The sequence below is a fragment of the uncultured Campylobacter sp. genome (assembly GCF_938002845.1).
Classification (GTDB): Bacteria; Campylobacterota; Campylobacteria; order Campylobacterales; family Campylobacteraceae; genus Campylobacter_B.
This window is the reverse complement of the sequence record NZ_CALKZP010000046.1, coordinates 20,408-32,179: the sequence shown is the minus strand read 5'-3', so window position 1 is coordinate 32,179 and position 11,772 is coordinate 20,408. Positions and strand designations below refer to the sequence as shown.

The 11,772-nt window shown below is 48.2% G+C and carries 13 protein-coding genes; 2 read left to right on the top strand and 11 right to left on the bottom strand.

The features are described 5' to 3' along the window. Positions 1-23 precede the first annotated feature (23 nt). The 3 genes from Q0224_RS06720 to Q0224_RS06710 form a co-directional block, all read right to left on the bottom strand. On the bottom strand, positions 24-1,847 hold the full coding sequence (locus Q0224_RS06720; protein WP_297950061.1) for a biotin/lipoyl-containing protein: 1,824 nt from the start codon (positions 1,845-1,847) through the stop codon (positions 24-26). Between the two features lie 41 nt (positions 1,848-1,888). Further along, the gene (locus Q0224_RS06715) at positions 1,889-3,250 is read right to left on the bottom strand and encodes a TRAP transporter large permease subunit (protein WP_005871492.1); all 1,362 of its coding nucleotides are present in this window, start codon (positions 3,248-3,250) and stop codon (positions 1,889-1,891) included. 93 nt (positions 3,251-3,343) lie between these two features. Next, positions 3,344-3,913 (bottom strand): TRAP transporter small permease subunit, encoded by a 570-nt coding sequence (locus Q0224_RS06710; RefSeq protein ID WP_297950059.1) that lies wholly within the window; start codon positions 3,911-3,913, stop codon positions 3,344-3,346. Between the two features lie 96 nt (positions 3,914-4,009). Here Q0224_RS06710 and Q0224_RS06705 point away from each other — a divergent pair, with 96 nt between their 5' ends. Further along, positions 4,010-4,621, top strand: a complete 612-nt coding sequence (locus tag Q0224_RS06705) for a hypothetical protein (RefSeq protein WP_297950057.1) — start codon at positions 4,010-4,012, stop codon at positions 4,619-4,621. 17 nt (positions 4,622-4,638) lie between these two features. On the opposite strand, the gene Q0224_RS06700 is transcribed toward Q0224_RS06705, so the two are convergent. Together Q0224_RS06700 and Q0224_RS06695 are read right to left on the bottom strand one after the other, a co-directional pair. Continuing rightward, positions 4,639-5,034, bottom strand: coding sequence for a type II secretion system protein (locus tag Q0224_RS06700; RefSeq protein ID WP_297882463.1), 396 nt, complete (start codon positions 5,032-5,034; stop codon positions 4,639-4,641). 63 nt (positions 5,035-5,097) lie between these two features. Next, positions 5,098-5,871 (bottom strand): 3'(2'),5'-bisphosphate nucleotidase CysQ, encoded by a 774-nt coding sequence (locus tag Q0224_RS06695; protein WP_297950055.1) that lies wholly within the window; start codon positions 5,869-5,871, stop codon positions 5,098-5,100. Between the two features lie 149 nt (positions 5,872-6,020). On the opposite strand from Q0224_RS06695, the gene Q0224_RS06690 reads away from it, so the two are divergent. Further along, positions 6,021-6,707, top strand: coding sequence for a SapC family protein (locus Q0224_RS06690; RefSeq protein ID WP_297950053.1), 687 nt, complete (start codon positions 6,021-6,023; stop codon positions 6,705-6,707). Between the two features lie 454 nt (positions 6,708-7,161). On the opposite strand, the gene Q0224_RS06685 is transcribed toward Q0224_RS06690, so the two are convergent. The 6 genes from Q0224_RS06685 to Q0224_RS06660 form a co-directional block, all read right to left on the bottom strand. Further along, positions 7,162-7,476: a hypothetical protein gene (locus Q0224_RS06685; protein WP_297950051.1), complete on the bottom strand. Its 315-nt coding sequence runs from the start codon at positions 7,474-7,476 to the stop codon at positions 7,162-7,164. A gap of 18 nt (positions 7,477-7,494) precedes the next feature. Next, positions 7,495-7,734: an NAD-dependent epimerase/dehydratase family protein gene (locus Q0224_RS06680; RefSeq protein ID WP_297950049.1), complete on the bottom strand. Its 240-nt coding sequence runs from the start codon at positions 7,732-7,734 to the stop codon at positions 7,495-7,497. 249 nt (positions 7,735-7,983) lie between these two features. After that, the gene (locus Q0224_RS06675) at positions 7,984-8,745 is read right to left on the bottom strand and encodes an SDR family NAD(P)-dependent oxidoreductase (RefSeq protein WP_297950047.1); all 762 of its coding nucleotides are present in this window, start codon (positions 8,743-8,745) and stop codon (positions 7,984-7,986) included. 110 nt (positions 8,746-8,855) lie between these two features. Then, positions 8,856-9,338, bottom strand: a complete 483-nt coding sequence (locus tag Q0224_RS06670; protein WP_297950045.1) for a flavin reductase family protein — start codon at positions 9,336-9,338, stop codon at positions 8,856-8,858. A 267-nt stretch (positions 9,339-9,605) separates the two neighbouring features. Continuing rightward, on the bottom strand, positions 9,606-10,079 hold the full coding sequence (locus tag Q0224_RS06665) for a hypothetical protein (protein ID WP_297950043.1): 474 nt from the start codon (positions 10,077-10,079) through the stop codon (positions 9,606-9,608). 21 nt (positions 10,080-10,100) lie between these two features. Further along, positions 10,101-11,684 (bottom strand): tannase/feruloyl esterase family alpha/beta hydrolase, encoded by a 1,584-nt coding sequence (locus tag Q0224_RS06660; RefSeq protein WP_297950042.1) that lies wholly within the window; start codon positions 11,682-11,684, stop codon positions 10,101-10,103. Between the last annotated feature and the right edge of the window lie 88 nt (positions 11,685-11,772).

The window sequence follows — 11,772 nt, the reverse complement described above, 5'->3', positions numbered from 1 at the left end:
GGAGCGCCGCCTAAATTTAGAGCTTATCTTAAAATCGCAAGCACTTGATCGGCATCGACCGTATCGCCCTGGGCGACTAAAATTTTATCGATTATACCTTTGCGGGGGCTTTCGATATTTATCTCCATCTTCATCGCTTCAAGCACGATGATCGTCTGCCCCGCCTCGACGATATCGTCTTGCTTGACTAAAATTTTAAATACGTTGCTAGGAAGCGTCGCTTTTACTTCGTTGCCGTCCGCGCCGCTTGCCTTGCTTTCAGGAGCGGCTTGCACTTGCGGCTTTGCGGGCGCTGAGGTATCGAAGCTGACGTCGTATCGATCGCCGTTTACGAGCACGTTTTGCCCTGCGAATTCTACGCTGTAAATTTTACCGTTAATCTTAACGTCAAATTTACCGTTTTTAGAAATACCGCTTTGATGGCTTGCGGCGGGTGCTACGTCCTCTTTTTTACGGCTCATCACCTTGCCCTCGCCTTTTAAAAACGCGATGCCCTTTTCTTTGCACGCAAGCGCGATAAATATGTTCTCCTCGCTAGGCTCGATGCCCTGCTCGCGTAGAATCTTCTGCGCATACGCGACGCTTTTGCTCTCGTCGGCATCGGCAATATCTACGGCATGCTTCGTCGTAGGCTCTAAGCCCAGCTGCTCTGCCGCCATCTTAATCACGCCGTCATCGGGCTTAACGGGCGTTTTGCCGAAATAGCCTAGCACCATCTTGCCGTAGCCCTCGGCGATCTTTTTCCACGGGCCGAACATTACGTTGTTAAACGCCTGCTGGAAATAAAACTGACTAACCGGCGTCACGCTCGTGCCGAAACCGCCCTTTTCGACGACCTCGCGCATAGCCTTGATGACGGCGGGGAATTTGTCTAAAATTTTATTATCGCGCATCATCTGAGTGTTTGCGGTAAGCGCGCCTCCGGGCATCGGCGAAAACGGAATGAGCGGGCTTACCTGCGTGGCCTCAGGCGGCATAAAATAATCCTTCAAGCACTCGCCCAAAACCTCTTCGTATTTTAAAATTTTCTCTGCGTCTAGCCCTAGGTCGAAATTTTGCCCCTTCGTCGCGTGCAGCAGCGTCAGGATATCCGGCTGGCTGGTGCCGCCGCTTACGGGATGCGCGGCAAGGTCGATGCCGTCTACGCCCGCAACGAGCGCAGCCTGGTAGCATGCGACGCTAACGCCAGCCGTCTCGTGAGTGTGCAAGCGGATATGCACTCCGTCGCCTAAAATTTTACGCGCGCGCTTGATCGTCTCATAGACCTTCTGCGGGCTACTGGTGCCGCTTGCGTCTTTGAAGCAGACGCTGTCAAACGGAATCTGCGCGTCTAAAATTTGACGCAGAATTCTCTCATAAAACGCCGCATCATGCGCGCCGCTACATCCCGGCGGCAGATCCATCATCGTAACCACGACTTCGTGTTTAAGGCCGTGGCGATGTATGCACTCGCCGCTAAATTTTAAATTTTCCACGTCGTTTAGCGCGTCGAAATTTCTAATCGTCGTCGTGCCGTGCTTGGCAAAAAGCTTGGCGTGCAGATCGATGATCTCTCGGCTGCCGGTATCGAGCGTGACGGTATTTACGCCGCGGCTAAGGGTCTGCAGGTTCGCCTCAGGTCCCACGATGCTTCTAAATTTATCCATCATCTCAAAGGCATCTTCGTTTAGGTAAAAATACAGGCTCTGAAACCGCGCGCCGCCGCCAAACTCGAAGTGCGTGATGCCGGCGTCTTTGGCCGTGCTAACGGCGGGCAGGAAGTCCTCCATCGCCACGCGCGCACCAAAAACCGACTGAAACCCGTCGCGAAAGGTCGTATCCATAACGTCGATAAGCTTTTTAGCCATTTTTAGCTCCTAGGTTAAATTTAGCGTGAATTTTAATATTTCTAGCCTAAAAAAGCTTTTAAACCAAAAACCCCCGGAAAGATTGCGAGCGTTAATAGCACTAGAATTTGCAATAAAATAAAAGGCAGTACGCCCTTGTAAATATCCGTGGTGTGGATTTGCGGCGGCGTCACGCCCTTTAAAAAAAATATCGAAAATCCAAATGGCGGCGTCATAAACGACGTTTGTAAATTTACAGCGATTAAGATCGCAAACCACACGGGATTGATATGCAAAGACTCTACTATCGGCAAAAGTATCGGTAAAATGATATATGAAATTTCGACATAATCGAGAAAAAATCCAAGCACTATGATAACTACCATCGTAAGCGCGATAAATCCCCATGCTTGACCGGGCAGATTCTCCATAAAATTTTTTACGACCTCATCTCCGCCCGTGTAAGAAAAAATCATCGAAAATGCCGTGGCGCCCATCAAAATCATAAAAACCATGCCCGAAATTTTAGCGGTATTTTTTAGCGCGTCATAGATCAGCCTAAATGAAAAAGTGCGGTATAAAACAGCTAGTGCTATCGCACCCAAGCAGCCTACCGACGAGCTCTCCGTAGGCGTAGCGATGCCCGCAAAAATAGATCCCAAGACGAGCAAAATCAGCACGAGCACCGGCACGACGTTTTTAAGCGCGATAAAAATTTGCTTTGATTTGCTAAGCCCCTCTAGCGGCGGAACAGGCGGCGCATAATCTTTGCAAATATATGAAATAATCGCAATATAAATCACGTAAAAACCAACTAGCACGAGCCCCGGAATAACTGCTGCAGAGAAAAGATCGCCCACCGAAACAGAAAGTATATCGCCTAAAATAATCAGCACGATAGAAGGCGGAATAATCTGCCCAAGCGTGCCTGCAGCAGCGATAGTGCCGGTAGCCAGCGGCTTATCATAGCCATATTTCATCATCACGGGCAGACTGATGACGCCCATAGCGATGACAGTCGCGCCCACGATGCCCGTCGTAGCCGCAAGTAACGCGCCCACCAAAACAGTGCTGATCGCCACGCCGCCTCGTACGCCGCCGAATAAAAATGCCATTGACTCTAATAAACGCTCCGCAAGGCGAGTCTTTTGCAAAATCATACCCATCAAAATAAAAAGCGGCACCGAAATTAGCAGCTGATTTTCCATAATCGAGTAAATTCTATTAGGCATTAGTGAGAAAAACTGCCTGCTCATATCCTCGAAAGCTTCGGTTAAAATTTCAAAGCCCTGCGCGTAATCCCACGCCTCACTAAGTCCGTAGATAAAGCCGAAAATCACCGCTACAGCACCAAATGTAAACGCAACGGGAAAACCGAGTAGCAGCATAAAAAGCGCTGCCGCAAACATCACTATGCCTATCATAGTTCGCCACCTTTTATCTCGCCTCGGTAAAATTCCGCCCAAGCGCAAAAAGCGTAAAATTTATAGAATTTTAAATTTAAGCTCATTCTGCCCTCACACACTCTGTGCGCCCGAAGAATTCCCACTAAGAAATTCCGAGCCTTTGTTTTCCCTAACATCAAGCAGGGCATTAATATTTTTAATCAAAAATCCAAATGCGTAGATAAATAAAAACGCGTAGCTAAGTGTGATTGCGGACTTGATGATCCAAAGATGCTGCATACCGCCGGGATTGGCGCTGGCCTCATGGCTCGTATAAGCCTCGCTTACATAATCGATCGAAAAGAACGCCACGAGCGCCACGAAAGGCAAAATGAAAAATATCGTGCCTAAGATATTTATGAGCGCTTTTGCAGTGGGATTAAATTTTTCGTAAAAAATATCCACGCGAACATGGGCATTTTCTTTAAGCGCGTAGGTCACACCGAATAAAAACATCGCCGAATATAGCCACCACGTAAGTTCTTGCATAGCGACGGAATTTGCGGCTGGAAAAAGATAGCGCGCCACAACATCGTAAAAAACGACTATAACTAAAAGCGCCAAAAATACGATACTTAATACGCCTAAGATATTTGCGAACGCATCAAAAGCTCTTTCTAATCTGCGTAAAAAACCCTTCAAAATTTTACCCTTTTCTTGAAATTTTTGTTATAAAAGCTGGGATTTTAGCAAAAATATCTGCAATTTATTATAAAATTATGCGCGGAAAGGATTTTTATGATTTTAAAATTTCAAAACAGATACTCTAAAAAATTTCTCGCTTTTTGCGCTATCTGGGCGCTTTTTTGGCTAGCGTTTTCATATTTTTTCTTGCAAAAATTCCTTTTTATCTATCCGGAAAGCTTTAGCATTCACGTGAGATTCGCGCTTTGCGCCATAGCGCTAGGAGCGGTGATTTTAGTGGTTTGTGGCAAGGACGTTTACGGCGCGATCTGCGGATATGCGGTGTGGTTTTACGGCGTGGCGCTAGGATTTGCCTCATCGCTAAATTTAGCTAAAATTCACACGGTACTGCGAGGGAGCGGAGATATGAGCGGGATGAGCGGCTGCGGTGGAGCGGTGAGATTTTTAAATTTTGACATAAGCGCAGTGCCGATTTTTAAGCCGTTTAACAGCTGCGCATTCGACATACCGGCGGTGCCGACCGATACAGCGCTAGAGGGACTGCAAGCTAAACTGACGGCGCTTTATAGCGGAGGCTGGTATCTATTTCCGGCAAGCAAAAGCGTAGATCTGGCGCAATTTTGGAGCTTTATCTTTATATTTTTCGCAATTATTTGGATGATTGGAATTTTACTTGGATTTTTGAATAAAAAGGCGCAGAGATAGTCCCTGCGCCAAAGAAGCTACTGCTTAATAATCAATAAAGCGTCAGACGCATAGACGGCATTTATATTCTTTAACCCCGGCATATCCCATACCTGAGCGCATAAACCATCCATCTTTTTTGTAAGAGTAACCTTGGTTTTGCTATCGACGGTATATGTAGCACAAGTCTTGCCTTTTACGGTAATAGGATTTTTAACATTCGTCATATTATTAAAACCTGTCGTGCTATTATCATACTCGCCTTGCGAAGTATAATAAGCCATTAGATCAGTCAGCGATGTAGATACATTCTGCGCTGCTCTAACAACCTCTGCATCGTCTCTAGTAGCTGCTAGTCTTGGAATGGCAATTGCCGCCAAAACACCTAAAATCACGATCACGAAAATTAATTCGATCATAGTAAAGCCCTTCATGTTTTTATCCTTTGATAAAAAATTTTTGGACTTATATTATAAGACGTTTACTATAAATTTAGCTTAAAAATTCTTCGCAAACTCCAACATTTCAGGTAAAAATTTCATAGCATTCGCGCCGACCGCCAAATAATGGTTATTTATCAAGCTTTTTCCATTATAAAGAGGTGCTTTCATCGTCTTTAAATCCACTACCGTTCCGCCGCTTTGATGCAGCAAAAAATCCCCCGCGGCGATGTCCCAAAGCGAACAATCGCTAAATCTCGCATACGTGCTGGCGCCCCCCTCGGCTAAGATACAAAATTTTATCGCAGAGCCTTTGCACATTAGTTGCATTCCAAATTTCTGCGCAAATTGCACGTATTTTGCGGATCTGCTATAGTGCCCTTGCAAGAAGATTTGCGATGCGCTAGTGGGGCGAGCGAGCAGCGCGCCGTTTTTATAAACTCCGCCGCCGTTTGAGCTATATATATCGCCGCTTATAGGGATGCCAATTACCGCTAAAATCGGACGCCCATACTCAATCAACGCGATGCAGACGCAAAACTCGCCGTTGCGCGCGATAAACTCCTTCGTGCCGTCCAGCGGATCTATGAGCCAAAATCTCTCCTCGCTCATGCGCCGCTTGCTATCCAGCACGCACTCTTCCGAGCAGATCGCGATGCCGCTAGGCTCCAGAGTGCTCATTATCACATCATTTGCCGCAAGATCGGCATTCGTAAGCGGTGATTTGTCCGCCTTGACAAAGATATCAAATTTATCGTAGTTTTGCATTATCGCGGCGTTTGCCTTTTTTGCGGCATCTATTGCAAGCGCCAAAAGCTCATCCAAGCCCACTTTCGCTCCTTAAATTTAACGGTGATTCTATCAAATTTAAAATTCCAAATCTATAAATTTACGCAAGCAAAAACAGCCGAAATTTCAAAAATCTTTAGAATTTTAATATTCTTTTTTATATAATTGCTAAAATTTTTTAAAGGATCAACATGACCCCAGTCGTATTAGATAGCGTTAAACACGCGGATTTGCAGTATCACGCGGATGCATTCCCTACCGCGCCTTTCGTGCCGGTGATCGCACCGGAGATCCCGTTTTGCGCGGACAACCTCGTTATCGTATTTACCATCGAAAAAGAGCCCAAAATGGTGGCGCTGCTAGGGCGCACCAAAAACGTTCTAATCGATAAGGATTATAAAGGAACGGTGCCTTCTTCGGTACAGAATTATCCGTTTTTCCTAGCCCAGATCGGCGAGCAGACCGCGATCTGCTTCGACAAAGACGCGCAGCAAATCAAGGGCGACGGCGAGGCGCTTTTTAAAGACGGCAAGCCGACGCCGTTTTTGGAAAATTTAAAAGAGGTGATGAAAAATTACGCCGATTTGGATATGCGCACGCGCGTTGCGGCGGCGGAATTTCAAAAGGCGGGGATTTTAGAAGCCAAGGAGCTTGGCATCAACTCTAGCGGCAAGGAATCGTCTCTGCTAAACGGCTTTTCGGTCGTAAATCGCGAAAAGCTTTTGAAGCTAAGCGATAAAAAGCTTGCGGATTTTGCGCGCCGCGGATATCTGGAGCTAGCGTATTTCCATCTAAAAAGCCTTGCAAATTTTCAGCGCCTAGGCGATAAGATCATGCAGCTCGATCCGCCGATTACGCCGAAAGAAGCGAAAAAATAGACGTTTTCGCCTCCTAAGTAGCTCATAATTTTTAGGATTTAATATCGCGGATTTATAAAACTTGCAAAAACTTACGATCGTTTCGGGGCTTGAAGTTGCCATAACCGCATGCGAGCTTGAAGCCCTAGGAGGCTTTATTCGCGGCTAAACTAAATACACCGCAAATTTAGTCCTAAAATTTTAGCATAGGGTTTTATAACAAAATTTTGCAACAACACAGTATTCAAGATTCCACGCTGAAAATTTCAAGCGAGAAATTTTACTATAAAATTATATTAAATTTAAAATTTAATTTAAGTAGATCAATTTATAAAATTTTATCCACACTGCCTAAAACTTTAGTTTTAAATTTAACCCAAGCCCCGCCTTTGCGCCGAAATTCCATCCGCTATTTATAGAAATTCCCGCGGTTCGTATATTTGCACGCCGCGCGCGTCGCTGCGAGCCGTATTTATCATCGCGCGGGCGATACTTGCGCCGCTAAGCGGTCTAAATTTACCGAACGCGAGGCGGGCAGCAGTTTAAAAACCGCCGCCGCAAGCCGCTCTAGCAGGCGAGCATCAGGTCTCTCGCCCAAGATTATTGGCGGACGGACGATCTGAAGGCTGTCAAAGCCGAGCTCGCTCACGCGCCGCTCAATACGTCCTTTAGCGCGCAGATAAAAGCTTAGCGAGCCCTCGTTCGCACCCGGAACTGATACGAGCACGAAGCGCCGCACGCCCGGTGCTTTGCCCCACTTCGCCGCTGCATAGACATGGTCCACATCCACGCGCAAAAACGCCTCGCGCTAACCCGCCTGCTTCATCGTCGTGCCAAGCGCGCAAAAAATCTCGTCAAATTTATGCGGTGCGATATCTGAGATACCCTCAAAATCAATGATCCGCGCGCGAAGCTTAGGGTGGCAAAAGCCTATCTCGCGGCGCGTCCATGCCTCTACCTCATCGTAACCGGGACTCTCGCAAAGCTCGCGTACCAGCTCCCTGCCCACGACGCCCGTAGCGCCAAGCACCAAGGCGGATTTTCCCATTTTCGCTCCCTGAATTTCTTTAAATTTTACCACGCTTTGCAGTCAAATTTAACTCCGATGCTACGTTATTCTAAATTTTACGCGCATATCATCTGCACAGCACGGCTCATCGTGCGATCTATAAATGCGTAAATTCAAAGGCGCCTGCCTGCGCAGCTTGTCGCTACGAAGCTAATCAAGTCCTGCTCGCACGTAAAGAAGCAACTTAACAGTGCAAGCTATAAGTGAGCTTGCGCCTCACCCGATCCGCTATTTGGCGGCTGCTATATAATTAAATTTCGGTTCGCTAAGTTTAAATTCGAAGCTAGCCAAATCCACCTCTCCGATGCATGCATCGCTATCGTAAAGCGTGAGCAAAAATTCTGCCGTTTGTTCGCTGCTGTGGTATTGCGAAAACGCCGCATCGTAATCAAATCCGCGCTTTCCCGAAGCTACGTCGCAAAACTCGCTTTTAGTCGCGGCGGGAGCTAGAACTTTAGCCTGCATTTTGGCCTCTTTATCCTGCGCCAGCTCGTGGCTCAAACCCTCGGTGAAAGCGCTTACGAAAAATTTTGTAGCGCAATACGGCACGACGCCGGGCGCCAGAAAATAGCCGCCCACGGAGGAGATGTTTATAAGCTGAGTTTGTTTGCGTTTGTAATCTCGCGTAAATAAGCTCGAAAGTATCGCGAGCGCGGTTACGTTTAGGTCTATCATTCTTACCATTTTTTGTAAATCCTGCTCTCCCACTAAGCCAAAATCCCCGAAGCCCGCGCTATTAATTAGCGCCTTTAGCTCGTAGCTTTTTAGCTCATCCCAAAGCGCTAGGACGTTCTTGCTGCGCGCAAGGTCGCAAATTTTAACGACGACGTCTGGTTTGGGCAAAATTTTAGCGATCTCGTCCTTTAAGCTTTGCAGTAGCTCCGCTCTGCGCGCGATTAGGATCAAATTTTCTCCGCGCCTCGCAAACGCCTTTGCCGCGGCTGCTCCGATACCCGAACTTGAGCCGGTGATGACGATATATTTTTTCATTTTCTATCCTTTTTTGGATTTTTCAGTTTGAAATTTTACTAAAACCAGCCACGTATTCACGTGCGCTTTCATCTTAAATTTACAAATTTGCCAGCATTTTGCGGGGCGGTTTATTCGTCGCTTATCGGCGTGCGCTTGGTATCTACCGCTTTGCTATCCAGATAATACCGACCGCCGGCGACGTAGTGAAGTGTTTTTAGCTCGTCAGGGATCTTTTCAAACAGCCAGTGCCCGCCGTCAAAGATCCGCTCGTCCGCGTATGCCGCGACGACCTCGCCGATGAAAAGACCATAACTCTGCTCATTGTGAGGCTCGGGGATACGCTTGCAAACTAGCCATGCGGCGCAGCCCGCGATCAGCGGAACATCGAAGTTATCTTGATAGAAAATTTCCACGTTTTTCATCTTGTCCGCGTTATCAAAGCGCGAGTTGTTTTCGGCGCCCAGCTCGCTAACCAGCTCCGCCTGCGCTGCCGTGGGGATCTGCACGGCGAAATACCCGCTCTTTTCGATGAGCGTCCTCGTGTATGAGCCGTTGTGCGGCACGATGGTAACCTTGTCGTAGTCAAGCGCCTGCACCCACGTTATCGCCATCGCGTTGACGTCGCCATCGTATTTGGCCGATACGAGCGTAGTCGCGCCCGGGTTTGGGATATGATTTTTGTAGATCTACTTTTATGACCTCAATTTTTGCTCCTTTGATTAAATTTCATCGGCGGCAGATACCGCGAACAACCGAATCGGCTCGGTATTAATGCCCTAAATTTACGTCTTAGCCTACTGAGCAGGCCCAAGCCTTGGCGTGCTTGGATTAAATTCTTTCACGGCGCGCGAAATTTAGCGGGCTTAAAATTTCACCCGCTATTTTCTGCGGATCTTATAGCTATTGCCGCTTTTTAGCAGCGAAATTTTGCCGTCCTTCGAGACATAACCGCTTCCCTTCGCGCGCAATATCACGCTCTCAGGAAGGCTCGACCAAAAAATTTCGACCCTGCTTTTATCCGCGGAAAATATCCCGTAGATCGCAAGCGCGGCGTTATCCGGATCGTCCAGCCTCACATCCGCGACGTCAAAAACCTGCACGCACTCATTTTTGATCTTTGAAAAGCTCTGCCCTGCGGCGACCAAGCAGCCGTGCTCATCCGTGCCGCCACCTATCATCGGTCCCTGCACCGCGGGCACCTTGCAGACGCCCTCACTAGCACCGCAGTCTGCAGCCGCGCTTTCGCCCCTCTTATCCATTGCGCTTGCCTCCTTGCCTGGCTTTGTATCATGCGCCGCGCAGCCACACAAAAACGCCGCCGCAAAGGCCGCGATTAAAATTTTACCTCTCATCTTTACTCCTTTAAATAAATTTTATCTGCACTCAAAGCTACTCGCGCTATTTTCGTCGTCGCCTACGTAGGTAGCGACTTTTGGGTACGCGCAGATAGGGATCTGCTTGCCGGCGCGGCTCGTGCTTTTGCCTAGCAGGCTAGATGGAGCCATTCCCTGCTCGCGCCACGCTTCAAGCGCGCTTAGCGGATCGACGTCATCGATGCCGTTACCGCCGCCACAGTGATTCATCCCAGGCAGTGCAAAAAATCGCGCAAATTCGTCCGCATTCGCGTTCATTTCCACTAGCTTTTTAAACCAATCGCGCTGATCCATCGCCGAAAATACGGGATCGGAAACGCCCGTTACAATGATGAGCTTACCGCCGTTAGCGCGGAAGCTATCTAGCTTGGTCGAAATCGCATCGTTTATCGCCGCGGTTTCAAATGTTCGCTCTACGTCCTTATCGAAATCAAAGTTCATCAGATCAAACTCCGGTTGCGGCGGCGTCAAGAAATAATAATTCATCGAGCCCTTCGAGAGCACGATATTTCTAGCATTTGGCTCTGCCGTTTGCGAGTCGCCAAGCTTCCACATGCGCCAGCCGGGCTGATTTACTCCGGCATCGTAAAACCAGCCGCTGTAAATTTGCTCGCCCTTGCTGTTTTTTGCGCCCTCAAATATCGCCTTTATCGCAGAAATTTTTTCTTTAGCTAGATCAAGTCCGCTGGGATCGAACTCGCAACGCTCCCAAGCGCCGATGATTCCGTCTTTTAGCCTGTCTAGCGCATCGCATTTATCCAAAACCGCCTTGCTTAGCTTATCCAAATCCTCCTGCGTAAGGGCGTTTGCAAAAATTTTATCCCCCGCGGCGTTTTTAGGAGCGATCTTTATAAGCTGCTGGTTATCCCACTGCTCCGCAATCGCCGCGCGCGAAAGCCTAAAGCCTGGATTTGCCGCGATTACGCCGTCAAATTCCAGCGGATACCTCTGCGCCGCCATCAGAGCCGAGCGTCCGCCGTTTGAGCAGCCCATAAAGTAGCTGTGCGCTGGCGCTTTTTTATACGCCGCAAAAATCAGCTGCTTTGAGACGCTCGCGACCTTGCCGATGGCCTGATATGCATAATCTAACCGCGCCTGTTGCTCAAGTCCGAACTCGGGCGTAGGCGTAGGATGTCCCGAATCGGTCGTGACGACCGCATAGCCCCTCATAAGCGCGGGCGTTGCGGTGCTAGTGCGGATAGGCACGGCGCCAAGAGCCGGTGCTACAAAGCCGTCCAAACCGCCTCCGCCCTGAAATAGAAGCTTGCCGTTCCAGTCGCCTGGCAAGCGCAGCTCAAATTTTATGCCGTAATGCTTGCCGTCCGAGCCCGTGCGCGAGGCTATCTCGCCGTGAATTATGCAGTGCGGTGCGGCTTTTAGCGTCTTTTTGGCTCCGCCGGTTAGCGCAGACATCCTATCGGCGCTGATTTCGCCGCTTTGATTCCAGATCGCTTCACTGATCTTTGTATCGTAAATTTTCGTGCCCTTTAGCGCCGCGCAAGCCTGCTCGTCAAAATCGCTCGCAAGCGCTCCCTGTAAGCCCAGAGCAGCCGTAAAGGTTGCAACTAAAATTTTATATTTCATTGCCGCTCCTTTTGAAATTTTATTAATCATAATTTTAACATAAAAATTTATCGTGATTTTACTGCGTTTATAAAAAATGATGGAATTC